The sequence below is a fragment of the Brevirhabdus pacifica genome (assembly GCF_002797755.1).
GTDB lineage: Bacteria > Pseudomonadota > Alphaproteobacteria > Rhodobacterales > Rhodobacteraceae > Brevirhabdus > Brevirhabdus pacifica.
The window spans coordinates 707,472-723,022 of record NZ_PGFI01000011.1 but is presented as its reverse complement, the minus strand read 5'-3'; the positions used below and the strand labels follow the sequence as shown (position 1 = coordinate 723,022).

The 15,551-nt window shown below is 67.0% G+C and carries 16 protein-coding genes; 11 read left to right on the top strand and 5 right to left on the bottom strand.

Features of this window, described 5'->3' with window-relative positions; genetic code table 11:
- The first annotated feature begins 159 nt into the window (after positions 1-159).
- The 3 genes from CLV77_RS03650 to yghU all read left to right on the top strand — a co-directional run bounded on the left by CLV77_RS03650 (position 160) and on the right by yghU (position 4,651).
- Complete coding sequence (locus CLV77_RS03650) at positions 160-3,168, top strand: GAF domain-containing protein (RefSeq protein ID WP_076979208.1); 3,009 nt, start codon at positions 160-162, stop codon at positions 3,166-3,168.
- The gene (locus tag CLV77_RS03645) at positions 3,168-3,581 is read left to right on the top strand and encodes a response regulator (RefSeq protein WP_083707696.1); all 414 of its coding nucleotides are present in this window, start codon (positions 3,168-3,170) and stop codon (positions 3,579-3,581) included. The genes CLV77_RS03650 and CLV77_RS03645 overlap by 1 nt, the downstream gene beginning before the upstream one ends.
- 197 nt (positions 3,582-3,778) lie before the next feature.
- Positions 3,779-4,651 (top strand): glutathione-dependent disulfide-bond oxidoreductase, encoded by an 873-nt coding sequence (yghU, locus tag CLV77_RS03640; RefSeq protein WP_076979209.1) that lies wholly within the window; start codon positions 3,779-3,781, stop codon positions 4,649-4,651.
- Between the two features lie 33 nt (positions 4,652-4,684).
- On the opposite strand, the gene fliI is transcribed toward yghU, so the two are convergent.
- Positions 4,685-6,037, bottom strand: coding sequence for a flagellar protein export ATPase FliI (gene fliI / locus CLV77_RS03635; protein ID WP_076979210.1), 1,353 nt, complete (start codon positions 6,035-6,037; stop codon positions 4,685-4,687).
- A gap of 68 nt (positions 6,038-6,105) precedes the next feature.
- Here fliI and CLV77_RS03630 point away from each other — a divergent pair, with 68 nt between their 5' ends.
- From CLV77_RS03630 to CLV77_RS03595, 8 genes are read left to right on the top strand one after another with little or no spacing between them, the layout of a single operon-like run.
- A complete protein-coding gene (locus tag CLV77_RS03630; RefSeq protein WP_076979211.1) occupies positions 6,106-6,504 on the top strand; it encodes a flagellar basal body rod protein FlgB in 399 nt (132 codons plus the stop codon).
- Positions 6,505-6,518: 14 nt separating this feature from the next.
- The gene (gene flgC, locus CLV77_RS03625) at positions 6,519-6,926 is read left to right on the top strand and encodes a flagellar basal body rod protein FlgC (RefSeq protein ID WP_076979212.1); all 408 of its coding nucleotides are present in this window, start codon (positions 6,519-6,521) and stop codon (positions 6,924-6,926) included.
- 11 nt (positions 6,927-6,937) lie between these two features.
- Positions 6,938-7,267, top strand: a complete 330-nt coding sequence (gene fliE / locus CLV77_RS03620; protein WP_076979213.1) for a flagellar hook-basal body complex protein FliE — start codon at positions 6,938-6,940, stop codon at positions 7,265-7,267.
- 40 nt (positions 7,268-7,307) lie between these two features.
- Complete coding sequence (locus tag CLV77_RS03615; protein ID WP_076979214.1) at positions 7,308-7,577, top strand: flagellar biosynthetic protein FliQ; 270 nt, start codon at positions 7,308-7,310, stop codon at positions 7,575-7,577.
- Positions 7,574-8,452 carry a lysozyme family protein gene (locus CLV77_RS03610; protein ID WP_076979215.1) on the top strand — a complete coding sequence of 293 codons (879 nt, stop codon included), beginning with the start codon at positions 7,574-7,576 and terminating at the stop codon, positions 8,450-8,452. Before CLV77_RS03615 ends, CLV77_RS03610 begins: the two co-directional genes overlap by 4 nt.
- Before the next feature lie 13 nt (positions 8,453-8,465).
- Positions 8,466-10,610 carry a flagellar biosynthesis protein FlhA gene (gene flhA / locus CLV77_RS03605; protein ID WP_083707697.1) on the top strand — a complete coding sequence of 715 codons (2,145 nt, stop codon included), beginning with the start codon at positions 8,466-8,468 and terminating at the stop codon, positions 10,608-10,610.
- 2 nt (positions 10,611-10,612) lie between these two features.
- Positions 10,613-11,380, top strand: a complete 768-nt coding sequence (locus tag CLV77_RS03600) for a flagellar biosynthetic protein FliR (protein ID WP_197685764.1) — start codon at positions 10,613-10,615, stop codon at positions 11,378-11,380.
- A gap of 12 nt (positions 11,381-11,392) precedes the next feature.
- Positions 11,393-12,514 carry an EscU/YscU/HrcU family type III secretion system export apparatus switch protein gene (locus CLV77_RS03595; RefSeq protein WP_076979216.1) on the top strand — a complete coding sequence of 374 codons (1,122 nt, stop codon included), beginning with the start codon at positions 11,393-11,395 and terminating at the stop codon, positions 12,512-12,514.
- Positions 12,515-12,693: 179 nt separating this feature from the next.
- Here CLV77_RS03595 and CLV77_RS03590 read toward each other — a convergent pair whose 3' ends face one another.
- The 4 genes from CLV77_RS03590 to CLV77_RS16805 are packed head-to-tail and all read right to left on the bottom strand — an operon-like array spanning position 12,694 to position 15,465.
- Entirely contained in the window at positions 12,694-13,359 is a 666-nt protein-coding gene (locus CLV77_RS03590; protein ID WP_236861016.1) for a MotE family protein, read from the bottom strand.
- On the bottom strand, positions 13,356-13,877 hold the full coding sequence (locus CLV77_RS03585; RefSeq protein ID WP_143815121.1) for a hypothetical protein: 522 nt from the start codon (positions 13,875-13,877) through the stop codon (positions 13,356-13,358). The genes CLV77_RS03590 and CLV77_RS03585 overlap by 4 nt, the downstream gene beginning before the upstream one ends.
- The gene (locus CLV77_RS03580; RefSeq protein WP_170043945.1) at positions 13,874-14,878 is read right to left on the bottom strand and encodes a flagellar motor switch protein FliM; all 1,005 of its coding nucleotides are present in this window, start codon (positions 14,876-14,878) and stop codon (positions 13,874-13,876) included. The genes CLV77_RS03585 and CLV77_RS03580 overlap by 4 nt, the downstream gene beginning before the upstream one ends.
- Positions 14,878-15,465, bottom strand: coding sequence for a flagellar basal body-associated FliL family protein (locus CLV77_RS16805; protein ID WP_076979220.1), 588 nt, complete (start codon positions 15,463-15,465; stop codon positions 14,878-14,880). Before CLV77_RS16805 ends, CLV77_RS03580 begins: the two co-directional genes overlap by 1 nt.
- Positions 15,466-15,551 lie beyond the last annotated feature (86 nt).

Sequence of the window (15,551 nt, the reverse complement as noted above, 5' to 3'; positions counted from 1 at the left end):
CGGATGAATGCGAGGTGAGCGAGGAAAGGTAGCACTTGGCTCAGACGTCGGTCGTATCTTTGAGAAGCCGCTACGCCCGTCGTGCAGATACTCGACAGGGCGCACGGAAACTGTCAGGAGCAGCTGACGAACATACCCCAGAAAGGAACGGACCCCCTCATGCCCCTCGGTGATCGCGACGCGTACCTGTTCCTCGAGAACGGCGGCGAGCTGGGCCGGCGGATCGAGGCCGTGAACTGGCACCACACACCGCTGGGGCCGCTTTCCGATTGGGGCCCGGGGCTGAAATCCGCAGTCGGCACGATCCTGGGCTCGCCGCAGCCGATGCTGGTCGCCTGGGGGCAAGAGCTGACCGTCGTCTACAACCAGGCCTGCGCGGAGCTGCTGGGGTCGGGGCATCCCGCCGCCCTTGGCAAGCCCGCCTCCGAGCTGGGCGGCACAGCCTTCGCGCCCATGCTGCCCTTGCTTGATGAGGTGCGCCGCACAGCCCGTCCCCAAAGCGCAACCGACGCGCCCGTTCCCGGTAATGACGGCACTCAGTCCGACACGCGGATCGTCATGGTCAGCCCCCTCGGTTCCGTCGACGGCTCGGCCGAGGGCGTGCTTTGCAGCCTTTGCGACATGTCCGAGTCGTCCGAGGCCCCCAAGCGCGGGCTGGAAACCTGGCAGAAGGACGATCTGCACGCGCTCCAGCACCGCCTGCTGGAGCTGACCCTTCGCGAGAACTCCATCGAGGAGATCCTGCAAGAGCTGGCCAGCGCACTGCCTTCCTTCTCGGACAATCGCCTCGCCTGTTCGATCCACCTGAGCGACGACAAGGGCCAGGCGCTGATCGGCGCCGCAAGCTCGGGCCTGAGCCAGGAGTACGCGACCGCGCTGCAAAGCATCGACATCGTCGACGGCAACGGCTCCTGCGGCTCGGCCGCCGCCATTCACGAACCGGTCTTCGTCTCGGACATCGCCGAGGATCCTCGCTGGGATGACTTCAGGGACCTGGCGATGCCGCTGGGGTGGCGGGCCTGCTGGTCGGTACCGATCCTGTCCAGCCAGCACGACCTTCTGGGAACTTTCGCGGTCTACAGCGACCATGTCGGCATGCCCTCAAGGCGCGAGCGTGAATTCCTGGAAATGGTGGCGCAGACCGCCGCGATGATCCTCGAACGCTATGACACCCGCGAAGAGCTGGAGGTCCAGAAGCGGCTGCTGGAGACGCTGAACCGTACCGGCGTCGGCCTGGCCTCCGAGCTGGATCCGGACGCGCTTGTGCAGATGATCACCGATGCCGGGGTCGAAGTGACAAGCGCCGCCTTCGGCGCATTCTTCTACAACAAGATCGACGACAAGGGCGAAAGCTACATGCTTTTCAGCCTGTCGGGCGTTGAACGCGCGGCTTTCGAGAGTTTCCCAATGCCGCGCAACACCAAGGTCTTCTCCCCGACTTTCGGCGGTGAGGGGATCGTGCGCTCGGACGACATCACCACCGATCCCCGCTATGGCCAGAACGCGCCATACAAGGGGATGCCCGAGGGCCACCTGCCGGTGCGCAGCTACCTGGCGGCGCCGGTGCTGTCGCGCTCTGGCGAGGTGATCGGCGGGCTTTTCTTCGGTCACCCGGAGCCGGCCCGCTTCACCGTCCACCACGAGATGCTGCTGGAAAGCATCGCAGGCCAGGCCGCGATCGCGCTGGATAACGCGCGCCTCTACCAAGCCGCGCAGACCGACATCCAGGAACGCCGCAACGCCGAGATTGCCCTGCGCCAGACCCAGAAGAACCTGGAAGAGGCGCAGGAACGGGTCGAGCTGGCGCTGGCCGCCGGCGCCATCCTCGGCACCTGGGTCTGGGAGGTTCAGGCCGATCTATTCACCGCCGACGAGCGGTTCGCCCGGTCCTTCGGCCTTGATCCCAAGATCTGCAGCGAGGGCGTCGGCCTGGACCAGGTCGTCGTGTCGATCCACCCCGAGGATTTGCCTCGGGTCGAGAAGCTAATCGGAGAGGCCATCGCCAACGGCGGCAACTACCGCGCCGAGTACCGCGTCAAGCAATATGACGGCGTCTATCGCTGGGTAGAGGCCAACGGCCGCTGCGATCTGGATGCGGAGGGCCGCCCGGCCCACTTCCCCGGCGTGCTGATCGATATCGAACAGCGCCGCAAAACCGAAAGCGATCTGCGCCGCCGCGAGGCGGACCTGGCGCTGTTGCTGGATGCCACTGCCGACGGCTTCTATGCGGTCGACAGGAACGGGGCGACCACCCGCTGCAACGCGGCCTTCCTCAGGATGCTTGGGTTTGACAAGGAAGAGGACGTGATCGGCAAGCAGCTGCACGCCGTCATCCACCATTCCCACCCGGACGGCTCCCACTACCACGAGGAAGATTGCCCCATCTACCGCGTCGCCCGGGACGGGGGCATGGCCCATATCGACGACGAGCTGCTCTATCACACCGACGGCACCGCCTTCCCGGTGGAATACTGGGTGCGCCCGGTCATCTGGCAGGGCGAGCTTCAGGGCGCGGTCTGCACGATCGTCGACATCTCCGAGCGCAAGCGCGCCGAGGAGGCGCGGCAACTGCTGCTGCGCGAACTGAACCACCGGGTGAAGAACCTTTTCGCGATCACCTCGGGCATGATCCAGATGACCGCCCGCAACTCGACCGACGTGACCGAGATGGCCAGCGCGCTGACCGGGCGGCTGATGTCGCTGGCCCGGGCGCACGAGCTGATCACCACCTCGATCACCTCGAACCAGACCGTCGTGGCGCCCACCTCGCTCGAAGCCCTTGTCGGGGCGGTGATGGAACCCCATGTTGCCGAACGCCCGGATGCGCTTCATGCCTCCGGGCCCGAGGTCGAGATCGGACCGACCGCGGCCACCAGCCTCGCGCTTATCCTGCACGAGGTGGCCACGAACGCGGCCAAATACGGGGCGCTATCGACCGCCACGGGCCGCATCGACATGACCTGGGAGCGGGATGACGAACGGGTTGCCGTGACTTGGCGCGAAAGCGGCGGTCCGGCCATTGAAGGAGCCCCGCAGCGGGTCGGCTTCGGAAGCCAGCTTGCGCGACTCAGTGCCACCGGCCAATTAGGCGGGGGCATCAATTACACATGGAACCGCGGCGGAATTGAAATTGTATTGACCGCTGCACTGGAACGGCTGCTAGTCTGATGAGCATGGCTTCACAGGAACCGATTTCTCCGTCACCAGCCCCGGCCCCGCTCAGGGGACGGCGCGTGCTGGTGGTCGAGGATGAACCCTTCATCGCCCTAAATCTTGTCTTCGGAATCGAGCAGGAAGGCGGCGTCGCCCTGGGGCCCGCCACCACGGTGGCCGAGGCGCTGCGCCTGATCGAGACCGAGCTTCCGGACGCCGCCATCGTCGATGTCGACCTGCCCGACGGCACGATCGAGCCGGTGCTTCAGGTTCTGCGGCCCCGCGTGCCGGTCATCGTGCACACCGGCGTCGGCCTGCCCGACCACCTGCGCCAGGCCCATCCCGACGTGGAGGTCTGCAGCAAGCCGACCCCGCCCATCGATCTGGTGCGGCGCCTGCGCCGCGGCGGCATGGACGAGGCCTACTGAGCCGCCGGCGGCCCGGCCCCCGATCAGATAAATTCCACAGACCTGTCCCATTGGGGCCAAGAGAGATCCGCGCCCGCCGCCCTTGGCGGCGCCATGCGCCCGCTCTCGCCCGTGCTCTGCCCCCCCTCGCACCCGGCGAACTTTGGGGCTAGGTATCAGGCTACGAATGCGCCCCGATCAACGACAAGAGGCAGACGATGACAGACCACAGCCCCTACACCCCGCCCGAGGTCTGGACCTGGGACGATGAGAACGGCGGAGAATGGGCCAGCATCAACCGCCCCATCGCCGGCGCCACCCACCAGGCCAAGCTGCCGCGCGGCCGCCACCCCTTCCAGCTTTATTCCCTCGGCACCCCGAACGGCCAGAAGGTCACGATCATGTTCGAGGAGCTGCTGGCCGCCGGAGAGGCGGGCGCGGAATACGACGCCCACCTCATCCGCATCGGCGAGGGAGACCAGTTCTCCTCGGGCTTCGTCGAGATCAATCCCAACTCCAAGATCCCGGCCCTGCTGGACACACGGACCGGCACGCGGGTCTTTGAATCGGGGAATATCCTCCTCTACCTCGCCGAGGAGTTCGGGCATTTCCTGCCCCAAGACCACGCCCACCGCACCGAAGCCATGAACTGGCTTTTCTGGCTGCAAGGCTCGGCCCCCTACCTGGGCGGCGGCTTTGGCCATTTCTACGCCTACGCGCCCGAGAAGTTCGAATACCCGATCAACCGCTTCACCATGGAGACCAAGCGCCAGATGGACGTGCTGGACCGGGAGCTGGCGCAGAACCGCTATCTCGGCGGCGACGAATACACGATCGCCGATATCGCGACCTGGCCGTGGTATGGCAACCTGGTCCTGGGCAAGGCCTATGACGCCGGCACGTTCCTGGACGTGGAGTCCTACGTGAACCTGCGCCGCTGGGCCGAAGAGATTGGCCAGCGCCCGGCCGTGCGCCGGGGCCGTATCGTCAACAAGACCTCGGGCCACCCCTCGCAGCAGCTTCACGAGCGTCACGACGCCTCGGATTTCGAGCTGCGGACCCAGGACAAGCTGTCGCCCGCCGCGGAGTGATGCGACTTCCCGCCCCCCCACAAGGGGGCGGATCTACTCGCCCAGTTCGACCTGAATGCCGGCCTCGCCCAGCAGGCGGTAGACCTCTGCAAATGCCTCGTTGACGTGCAGCGCCTCGTGCTTGCGCTGGCGCAGGAACGCCTCGACCGGCTCGAAGAACCGGATCGCGGCGTCTGTTTCGGGGTGGGAGCCGGGCTTGTAGGCGCCGATGCGTATCAGCTCTTCCATGTCGTAATACTTTGCCAGCAGACGGCGGGCGGCCTGAAGCACCGCGTATTCGGCCCCCGAATGACAATCGGGCAGCATCCGCGAGATGCTTTTCAACAGGTCGACCGCCGGGTAGCGCCCGCCCTCGGCGATGCGCCGGTCCAGCACCACGTGACCATCCATGATCCCGCGCACCGCGTCCGCCACCGGGTCGTTCATGTCGTCGCCATCCACCAGCACGGTATAAAGCCCGGTGATGTCGCCCGCGCCCCCCGCGTTGCCGGGCCCCGCCCGTTCCAGAAGCTGCGGCAACTCGGCGAAGACGGTGGGCGGGTAGCCCTTGGTCGTCGGCGGCTCCCCCCCGGCCAGGCCGATCTCCCGCTGGGCCATGGCAAAGCGGGTGACGCTGTCGACCAGCAAAAGCACCTGCTTGCCCTCGTCGCGGAAATGCTCGGCCACCGCCGTCGCGGTCCAGGCCGCCTGGCGGCGCATCAACGGCGCCTCGTCCCCGGTCGAGACGACGAGGACGGCGCGCGACATCCCCTCCTCGCCCAGGTCCTGCTGGATGAAGTCCTGAACCTCGCGGCCCCGCTCGCCCACCAAGCCGATGACGATCACGTCGGCCTGGGCGTTGCGGGCCAGCATGGCCATCAGCGTCGACTTGCCAACGCCCGAACCGGCGAACACGCCCATCCGCTGCCCCCGGCAAAGCGGGGTGAAAATGTCGAAGGTCTTGATACGGGTGTCGAGGCGGTCGCCGACGCGGCGGCGCTGGAAGGCGGGCGGCGGGCCGGCACGCACGCGGCGCGCCTCGGGCCCGTCATGGAGCGGGCCGCCCCCATCCAACGGCCGGCCGAGCGCATCCATCACCCGTCCCACCCATGACGCATCGGGCCGGATCAGGTCGCCCGCGTCGCAGGCCGTCACCGCCACACCCGCCGCGACCCCGTCCCAGCTCCCAAAGGGCAGCACATGGGTTCCGTCGGGGCCCAGGCCCACCACCTCGCCCATCACCGGGCCGTGGCGCCCGGCGACCATGCAACGCTCGCCAATGCCAAGGGCGCGGGTCAGGCCGGTGACGGTCAGCGTCAGCCCGGTGATCGACGCAACCTCGCCCGCTATTCTTGTATCCTCGACCGAACGGGCAAGCTTCGATAGGTTGGAGAAGGCGGTGTGCATGGATTAATCCCGGGTAGCCATGAATAAATACATATGTTATTCTTGATCCTGAAGAAAGGGATCTGTGCATGAAACTCGAATCCATGTCGTTCTTTGAAATCGCGTCGAAGCGGATGCAGTGGCTGGGTGTCCGGCAACAGGTCGTTGCCGAGAACGTGGCCAATGCCGACACGCCCGAATACAAGGCGCGTGACGTTTCCCCCTTCGCCGAGATGATCGACGCGGCCACCCGCGGTGGTGGCCCCCAGACCACCAACCCCAAGCACATCAGCTCGAATGCCTTCGGCGACGGGATGCGCGTGGACGAGGATCAGGTCGCCTGGGAGGCCAAGCTTGACGGCAACACGGTCGTGCTGGAACAGCAGTCGATCAAGGCGGCCGAGATCTCCGAGAACTACCGCCTGGCGTCCCAGCTTTACCGCAAGGGCTACGAACTGCTGACCCTTTCGGTCACCGGCGGTCGATAAGGAAAGGCTGACCCATGGATCCGCTCAAGACAATATCCTCGATCGCGGCCAGCGGCATGCACGCCCAGGGCCAGCGCCTGAAGGTGGTGTCCGAGAACGTCGCGAACGCCGGCTCGCTCAGCGCCGAGCCGGGCGGCGACCCCTATCGCCGCAAGACCATTTCGTTCCAGGAGATGGTCGGCGAGGCAGGCGAATCGCGGGTCGACGTGGCCGAGATCGCGCGCGACAGCTCGGACTTTCAGCTGGTGTACGATCCGATCCACCCGGCGGCCAACGAACAGGGCTACGTCAAGACATCGAACGTGAATCCCATCCTCGAGATGAGCAACATGCGCGAGGCCTCGCGCAGCTACGAAGCCAACCTCAACATGCTCGAAGCCGGGCGCCAGATGCGCAACCGCCTGCTCGACATGCTGAAATGAGGCGCTGACCCATGGCTGATTTCACCTCGATCATATCCTCCGGCGCGGCGCGCAACGCCTACCGCTCCTCCCAGTCGCTGCAAAGCCGGCCCGATGCGCTCCAGGCCCCCGACACCGACGCCAAGCCCACCTTCGCCGACGCCCTGCGCGACGCGGCCAACCAGGCCGTTCAGGACACTCGCCAGGCCGAGGCCACGGTTCAGGCCGGGATCTCGGGCCAGGTCTCGACCCAGGCGGTCATCGAGAGCACCATCGCCCTGGAAAGCACGGTCAAGGTGGCCGTGACCATGCGCGACAAGCTGGTCGAGGCCTACAAGGAAGTGCTGCGGATGCCGATCTGAGCCCGGTTTCGGCACAGGATCGGCCCGCGCGGAGGGGGCCATGGAAGCAAGCGATACCTATGTGATCCTGTCCGACACGCTTTGGGTGGTTCTGCTCGCCTCGGCCCCGGTGCTGATCCTCGCCCTTGGCGTCGGGCTTGCCATCGCCTTCTTCCAGGCCCTGACCCAGATCCAGGAAATGACCCTGACATTCGTGCCCAAGATCATCGTGATCTTCATCGGGCTGATCGCGTCGCTGCCGTTGATCTACGCCACGCTTTCGGGACTTTCCGACAAAGTCTTCGACCTGATCGGGAGCGGCACGGTATGAGGGGCACGCGCGCCCTGCCCCTCGTTCGCCGGCCGCTTGGCGCCCTTGGCCTGGCCCTCGCCCTTGCCCTGCCGCCTGCCACCCCCGCCCAGGCGGGTTGGGACGGGTTCTATGCCCCCGCCACCCCCATCGCGCGCAGCGTGCCCGCCGCCGTGGCCCGCGCCCCGGGCGACGGCGCCCTCGGCGGCAACGGCGGCGAGGGCTGGGCGCGCGGCGCCTGCGTGCGCGAGATCCTCCTCGCGCAGCTGCGCCACAACATTCCCGACAACATCCTGCTGGGCATCGGCCTGCAAGAGGCCGGGACCCGCCGCGAGGGAGAGCTGACCGTCTGGCCCTGGGCCGTCAACGCCGCCGGCGAGGGCCGGCTGTTCAACAACGGCGTGGCGGCGGCCGGATGGGTGCGCGAGCGGCTGGCCCAGGGAGTAGAATCGATCGACGTGGGGTGCCTTCAGATCAACCTGCGCTGGCACCCCGACGCGTTCGCCCGTCTTGAGGACGGGTTCGACCCGCGCCGCAACGTCGATTACGCGGCGCGCTTCCTGAAGGGTCTTTACGAGAAGACCGGCGACTGGCGCCTGGCGGCGGGCTCCTACCACAGCTTCACCCCCGAAAAGCGCGAGATCTATCTGGCCTCGCTGGAGCGGAACGTGGCCGTCGCCAACGAGCGGATCGCCGGGTTCCGCGCCCTTGCGAATACCCAGGGCGGCGGGGATTTCGCCCCTGACCGGAGCCCCGAGATGATGGCCGAGCGGGCGCCCGAGCTGCCCCCCGACACGGGCCCGCTGTGGTCCGCGCACCTGTCCGGCGGACGGCGCGGGATCTACAGCCGCGCCGACATCCAGCCCGTCCTTCCCGTCTTCCAACCCGCGTCATGAGCTTGGCACCCAGATGAGCACCGAAATCTCCCGCCCCGCCCCGGTTTCCGCCACCGCCGCCGTCTCGCCGGTGGGCGGTGCGCGCCGTGGCGACAGCTGGAAGGCCGTGGGCCTAGCCAACCGCGACGTCGGCTTTGCCATCGGCATCACGCTGGTGCTGGCGATGCTGTTCGTGCCACTGCCGCCGATGGTGCTGGACCTCGGGCTCGCGATCTCGCTTTCGGTCTCGGTGCTGATCCTGATGGTGGCGCTGTGGATCCCCAAGCCGCTGGAATTCAACTCTTTCCCGACGCTCTTGCTGGTCGTGACCCTTCTGCGCCTGTCGCTGAACGTGGCCTCGACCCGCCTGATCCTCAGCGAGGGGCACACCGGCACGGGCGCCGCGGGTGGCGTCATCGAAGGCTTCTCGCGCTTCATCGTGGCGGGCAATTTCGTCATCGGCATCGTGATCTTCGCGATCCTCGTGGTCATTAACTTCGTCGTCATCACCAAGGGCTCGACCCGCATCGCCGAGGTCTCGGCCCGCTTCTCGCTGGATGCCATGCCCGGCAAGCAGATGGCGATCGACGCCGACCTGGGCGCCGGCCTCATCGACGAGGAACAGGCCCGCAGCCGCCGCAAGGAGCTGGAGGACGAAAGCAAGTTCTTCGGCGCCATGGACGGTGCGTCGAAATTCGTGCGCGGCGATGCGGTCGCGGGCATCATCATCACGCTGATAAACGTGGTCGGCGGCATCCTGATCGGGGTGGCCCAATACGGGCTGAGCATGTCCGAGGCCGCCAATGTCTACACCGTCCTGACCATTGGTGACGGGCTGGTCAGCCAGATCCCCGCGCTGATCGTCTCGATGACCGCGGGCCTGCTGGTCACCAAAAGCGGCACCGAGGGCGCCGCAAACGAGGCGATCCTGGCCCAGCTGGGCAAATTCCCGAAAGCCCTCTACATGGCCGCCGGCCTGCTGCTGGCGATCGGCACGCTTCCGGGCTTTCCGCTGGCCGTGTTCCTGGTGCTGGCCGCGATGATGAGCGGGCTGGGCTACGTGATGCAGCGCCGCACCGCCCGCGCCACCGCCAGCGCCGCCGCCGAGGCCAGCGCCAAGAAGACCGCCGATGCCAAACCTGACGAGAACGACCTGAGCGACGCGCTGAAGCTGGACGACATGCGGCTGGAACTGGGCAGCGCCATCGTGCCGCTGATCAACGATCCCACAGCCGCCCTGCCCGGCAAGATCAAGAGCCTGCGCAACCTCTTCGCCCGCGACTACGGCTTCGTCATGCCCCAGGTCCGCATCAAGGATGAACCGGGCCTGCCCGCACATGCCTATGCGATCTCGGTCCAGGGGGTCGAGGTCGTGCGCGGCGAGGTGCGACCGGGGGCCATGATGGTCATCAACCCCGCCGAGACGCCCATCGACCTGCCCGGCGAACGCTGCAAGGAGCCGACCTTCGGCCTGGATGCCGTCTGGGTCGACCAGGCGAACGCCATCGAGGCCGAGAATCGCGGCTACACGGTGGTCGACCCCGAAAGCGTCATCGCCACCCACCTGACCGAGGTGCTGAAAGAGCATATGCCCGAGCTTCTGACCTATGGCGCGACCCAGACCCTGATCGAGGGGCTGGACCGCGAATACCAGAAGCTGATCACCGACCTGTCGTCGAATTCGCCCGCCATCCTGGTGCAGCACGTGCTTCAGGCACTGCTGATCGAGCGACTGTCGATCCGCAACCTGCCCCTGATCGTCGAGGCCATCGCCGAGGTCGGGCGCAACACCTCGAACGTGACCGCCATCACCGAGCATGTGCGCCGCCGACTGGCCAACCAGATCTGCCACGCGCTGACCGACGCCAACGGCTTCGTGCCGGTGATGGTCATGTCCCCCGCCTGGGAGGCGGAGTTCAACGAGGCCGTGCGCGTCAACGGCGACGACAAGAGCTTCCTGATGTCGCCCCAGCGGGTGCAGGAATTCGTGCTCCAGGTCCGCCAGGAGATCCAGAAATTCGCGGCCCAGGACCAGTGGCCCGCCATCCTGGTGGCCCCCGAGGTGCGCAGCTTCGTGCGCTCCATGCTGGAGCGGGTCAGCCCGATCACCCAGGTGATTTCCCACAACGAGGTGCACCGCAAGGCCTCGCTGCGCACCGTCACCACGATCGGCGGCTGAGAATGGGCGGCATCACCCTGCCGGCCGCCCTCTCCGCCGAGTTGCTGGGAATGTTCACGGTCTTCGCGCGGCTGGGCTCGGTGCTGATGTTCCTGCCGGGCTTTGGCGAATCGATGTTCCCCATGCGCCACCGGCTGGCCTTTGCCGTGCTGATGAGCATCGCGCTGGCCCCCGCGGCCCCTGTCGGCCCCCAGAACCTGGACGAGCCGGTGGAAATCCTGGCCTTGCTGGCCAAGGAGGTGACGATCGGCCTCTGGATCGGCCTGACGGCGCGGGTGCTGATGAGCGCGCTGCAGATGGTCGGCTATCAGGTGGGGATGGTGTCGGGCCTGGCCAACGCCTTCGCGCCCAACACCGGCAGCTTCGAGGGGGCGACCCTGCTGGCAAGCGTGCTGATGATGGCGGGAATTACCCTGATCTTCGCGACCGACCTCCACCACGTGATGATCGGCGCGCTGATGCTCTCATATGAGGTGTTTCCCCTGGGCCGCATCATGCCCGGCGACCTGGCCGAGCAGAGCATCCGCGCCGCTGCCCGAAGCTTCTATATCGGCATCGGCCTTTCCGCGCCCTTCTACGTGATGGGCCTGGTGCTGAACGCGGGCCTTGGCCTCGCCAACCGGATGATGCCGAATCTGCCGGTCTTCTTTGTCGCCGCCCCGGTGCTGATCGGCACCGGGCTTTTCGTGCTGGTCGTCGCCGCACCCCATGTCCTGCGCGCCTTTCTCGACGGTTTCGCCGTCTGGTTCGGCAGCGGCTTTTCCTTCTGATCGGGGGCATCCATGGCCAACGACGAGGACAAGAGTTCAAAGACAGAGGAACCGACGGAGCAGAAGCTGCGCAAGGCGCGCAAGAAAGGCGACGTTCCCAGTTCCCGCGAAACGGGCAACATGATGGTCGTCTTCTCGCTGTTCGTGCTGGTGACCTTCCTGCTGCCGGCGGCGCTTCCGAAACTGTCTGACGCCCTGGGCGAGATCTTTGCCGGCGCGGGTCAGATCGAGGTCGGCACCGGCCGCAGCGGCCTGCGCGACCTGGGCGGGGTGCTGTGGTCGCTGGCGACGGGGCTGGGTGTGATCTTGGGGCCGGCCATGCTGTTGATGGTGCTGGCCGCGATGTTCGGCGTCCTGATCCAGGGCGAGACGGTCGTCAGCGCAGAGCGGATCAAGCCGAAGTTCAACAAGCTCAACCCCTGGTCGGGGTTCAAGAAGCTCTTCTCTCCCGACAGCCTGGTCGAGTTCCTCAAGAACGTCACCAAGGTGCTTGTCGTGGCCACAATCACCGTCTTCGTCGCCCGCAACGCCGTCACCGGCATATGGGAGGCGGAAGGTTTCCTGCCCGAGCAGATCCTGAGCTATATTTCGCGCTACGCCGCCATCCTGCTGATCGGGGCGTCGGTCTTTCTGGTTCCGGTCGCGATCGGCGACATCCTGTGGAAGCGTTTCCAGTGGATGAAGAAGCAGCGGATGAGCCTCAAGGAGATCAAGGACGAGGTGAAGGACAGCGAGGGCGATCCGCAGATGCGCGGACGCCGGGCCGAGATCCGCCGCGAGCGTGCCCGTCAGCGCATCGCCGTGGCCGTCCCGACGGCGACGGTGGTGCTGACCAACCCCACCCATTATGCCGTCGCCCTGCGTTACCAGCCCGGGGTCGATCACGCGCCTGTCTGCGTCGCCAAGGGTATGGATGCGGTGGCCCTGCAGATCCGCAAATTGGCGCGCGAGGCCGAGGTGCCCCTGGTCGAGAACCGCCCCCTGGCCCGCGCCCTGCATGCCGTGGTCGAACTGGACCAGCCCGTGCCTGTGGAGCACTGGCAAGCCGTGGCCGAGATCATCGGCTACGTGATGGACCTCAAGCGCAACATCCGCCGCAAGCCGCCCAGCGGCTCGGCCCTGCGCGAGGATTGAGGGACAGACCAGCGAAGGTAGCGCCTTAGCCCGCCCATTGTTCCGGCCCGCTCTTCCATCCCCTGATCGCGAAGTATGCCGCCCGTGCAGGCGCGCGGCATCCCCAGGCACGGCATACGAAAATCCCCGCCGCGGCCGGGCCGGGCGGGGGTAAATGGTTCGAGGGGCCGGGCGGCGCGTTACTGAAGCACGATACCGTTAAGGTCCTGGTCGCCCGGCAGCTTGGAACGTTCCAGGATGATCTTCGACACCGCCCGCGCGCGGGCCATCGAAAGCCGCGCCATGATCGGGCCCGCGTCCCGCTCGGGCATCTGGCCCAGGACGGTGACGGCGACCGAGATGTCGATCTCGTTCATGATCTGGGCGGCATCGGCGGGCTTCATGTTGGTATAGAGCTTGACCAGCCGGTTGACGTCCTCGCCCTCGGCCGTCTCGACCTTGTTCATAAGCGCCTCGAGCGCGGTCTTCAGCTCGGTCAGCCGCGCGGTCTCGATCCGCAGCTTCTCCTCAGCCAGGTCGATCTCGGCCCGCCGCTGCGACAACGCATCTTTCTGGTCGGCCAGCAGTTCGCGCTCGGTCCGGATCGCCGACAGCAGCTCTTCGGGAACCGGGCAAGAATCCGGCAGGCTGGCGGGCACGGGCACACCCGAGGGCGCGCCGGGCTTGGGCGGCACCGTCTGGGCCTGGGCCGCGCCGGCGGGGACATGGTCCGCGCCGGGAACCAGTTCGCCGATCACGTCGACGGCCTTCAGGCCGCCGACCAGCGCCAGCCCCCCGATCAGCAGGTGGCTGGGGCGCGGCTTGAAGCGCGGATCAAGGCGGGAGAGGAAGGACCTGAGCATCATGCCTCGCGGGCGCGGATCGCGTCGAAGAAGCCGCGCACCATGTCGGCCTTGTCGGTGACGCGGCTGGCACCGAAGCTGGGCCGCTCGGCCGCGCGGCGCGAGCTGAAGACGGCGGCGGCGGCCTCACCCTCGCTGGGCTCGGCACCCTCGGCGGACCCTTGCCCCCGGCTTTCGGCCGGGGCGTCATCGCGGGTAGCGGCCGGCTTGGCGGCCCGCACGGCGGGCTGTGCGGAAGTCGGGCCCCCATTCTGGCCCGCCTGCTGAGAAGGCACGCGCGCCGGCGATTGGGGCGCCGTGCGAACGCGGGCAGGCTCGGCCGGAGACAGATCGCGCGTCGCGTCGCGCAGGGCCGCGACCGAGGATTGGGACTTGTCGACCGCGGCCGAGAATTCCCCGACCATCGGCTGCAACTCATGCAGCACACTCATCAGCCGCCGGACGCGCCGATCGACCAGAAAAGCGTAAGCGAGCGTGCCGGCAAGAAGGGCCAGGATCATCGTGTCGATAAGCATTGTCATGTCGGTGCTCCGTCGTCGGCAGGGGTCTCTTCGGGGTCGGGATCGGTTTCGGTGACGATGCGCAGCGCGACCGCCCCGTTCCGGCAACGCCCCATGGCGCCGCGGAACATCTCGTGGCCGCTGCAGGTCACGCGCGGCATGTGGTCGACGTTGATGCCCAGGTCGAGGGTCTGGCCCGGCGCCCAGCGCAGGACATCCGTCATCGGCAGGTTGACCTCGGTCAGGATCGCCTCAAGGCTGACGGGCGTGTCGCTCAGCAGGTGCTTGAGGCTGTTGCGCCAGTTCTGGTCGCCGCCCAGCTGCCCGCCCAGGAAGACCTGGGAAAGCAAGCCGCGAACGGGCTCCAGCGTGGCGTGGGGGATCAGGACCGAGATCTGGCCGCCCCGGTCATCAAGCATCACGTCGAGGGTGATCTTCACGCACGGGCTGGCCGGTGGCGCCAGGATGGTCGAGCGCGGGTTGTTCTCCAGCTCTTCGATGACGAACTGCACGTCTGCGAGGGTGGCAAAGGCCTCGGCCATTTCGGCCAAGATGATCTCGGCCACGCGGGCGCCCACGCGTTTCTCGATCATGGTGAAGAATCGCGGCGTCTGCGGGCGCGGCCGGATCGAACGGCCCCCCAGCATCAGCTCCAGCGTCGAGAACAGCAGGTCCGTGTTGAGCGCCAGCAACAGCCGCCCGTCCCAGGGCCGGGCGTTGGTCATCACAAGGAAACCGGGCGACGGCAGGCTGTCCAGCGCGTCGCCGCAGGACATGTAGTCGATCGAGGCGATCGCCACGTCCGTTCCCGTCGAGGTATAGCTTTTCAGCGCGGCGCCCAGCGACAGGGCGAAGCGGTCGAAGACCACTTCGAGCATGGGAAGCTGGTCGAAATTCGACCGCGCCTTGTGGATGATCTCCTCCTCGACCGTCAGGTCGCGGGGGGGCTTCTTCGGGACGCGATCGACAAGGACGGTCTCGTCCTCGTCATCGTCCATCTCGTCTGTGTATTCCTCGTCCATCATTGCACGATCAGGTCCGCTACAAGGATTTCACGGGGCGCCTCGCTGCCGGCGATGGCACGGGCGCGGCGCAGCAGTTCTTCCTTCAGGGTCAGGAGGCCCTGGGTGCCCTGGAGGTCCCGCTCGGTCAGTTGGCGCAGGTAGTCCTGGAAAGCATCGCGCATGTAGAGCTGTCGCGCGCTCACAAGGCCGTCGGCGTCCTGGGCGGCATCGTAGACCAGCGCCACGTTCAGCTTGAGGAACCGGCTGGTGCGCCGGCCGCTGGCCGTGATGGCGGTGATGTTCACGATGATTTCCTTGAAGGGCATGATCTCGGTCGCGGCCCCGCCGGCGGAGCCTGCCCCCTTGCTGTCGGCGGCCTGCTTGGGGGATTCGGCCTTGGGGTCGGTGGCGGCCTCGGCCGGGCCGCCGGTCAGCATCGCCATCACCGAGGATGGCCCCATCGCCATCATCAGACCGCCCACCGTCGCCCCGCCCGCCAGCAGAACCAGCACGAGGATGATCGACAGCTTGCGCCACAAGGGGCGCGGCGCGGCGTCCCCGGGCTTGCCGGCGGTGGCTTGGCTGTTGGCTTTGGCGTCGCTCATTCCATTCCTCGGGGCGGTCTGGTTGCAGCCATCTCGGGCCTTGGCGGGAATCCGGGCCAGCAGCGGCACACGGCTATCCGTCAAGT

Bases quoted from the DNA above. Each gene is read 5' to 3' on its own strand.
- CLV77_RS03650 (WP_076979208.1), top strand. From the start codon at position 160: ATGCCCCTCGGTGATCGCGACGCGTACCTGTTCCTCGAGAACGGCGGC.
- CLV77_RS03645 (WP_083707696.1), top strand. From the start codon at position 3,168: ATGAGCATGGCTTCACAGGAACCGATTTCTCCGTCACCAGCCCCGGCC.
- yghU (WP_076979209.1), top strand. From the start codon at position 3,779: ATGACAGACCACAGCCCCTACACCCCGCCCGAGGTCTGGACCTGGGAC.
- fliI (WP_076979210.1), bottom strand. From the start codon at position 6,037: ATGCACACCGCCTTCTCCAACCTATCGAAGCTTGCCCGTTCGGTCGAG.
- CLV77_RS03630 (WP_076979211.1), top strand. From the start codon at position 6,106: ATGAAACTCGAATCCATGTCGTTCTTTGAAATCGCGTCGAAGCGGATG.
- flgC (WP_076979212.1), top strand. From the start codon at position 6,519: ATGGATCCGCTCAAGACAATATCCTCGATCGCGGCCAGCGGCATGCAC.
- fliE (WP_076979213.1), top strand. From the start codon at position 6,938: ATGGCTGATTTCACCTCGATCATATCCTCCGGCGCGGCGCGCAACGCC.
- CLV77_RS03615 (WP_076979214.1), top strand. From the start codon at position 7,308: ATGGAAGCAAGCGATACCTATGTGATCCTGTCCGACACGCTTTGGGTG.
- CLV77_RS03610 (WP_076979215.1), top strand. From the start codon at position 7,574: ATGAGGGGCACGCGCGCCCTGCCCCTCGTTCGCCGGCCGCTTGGCGCC.
- flhA (WP_083707697.1), top strand. From the start codon at position 8,466: ATGAGCACCGAAATCTCCCGCCCCGCCCCGGTTTCCGCCACCGCCGCC.
- CLV77_RS03600 (WP_197685764.1), top strand. From the start codon at position 10,613: ATGGGCGGCATCACCCTGCCGGCCGCCCTCTCCGCCGAGTTGCTGGGA.
- CLV77_RS03595 (WP_076979216.1), top strand. From the start codon at position 11,393: ATGGCCAACGACGAGGACAAGAGTTCAAAGACAGAGGAACCGACGGAG.
- CLV77_RS03590 (WP_236861016.1), bottom strand. From the start codon at position 13,359: ATGATGCTCAGGTCCTTCCTCTCCCGCCTTGATCCGCGCTTCAAGCCG.
- CLV77_RS03585 (WP_143815121.1), bottom strand. From the start codon at position 13,877: ATGACAATGCTTATCGACACGATGATCCTGGCCCTTCTTGCCGGCACG.
- CLV77_RS03580 (WP_170043945.1), bottom strand. From the start codon at position 14,878: ATGGACGAGGAATACACAGACGAGATGGACGATGACGAGGACGAGACC.
- CLV77_RS16805 (WP_076979220.1), bottom strand. From the start codon at position 15,465: ATGAGCGACGCCAAAGCCAACAGCCAAGCCACCGCCGGCAAGCCCGGG.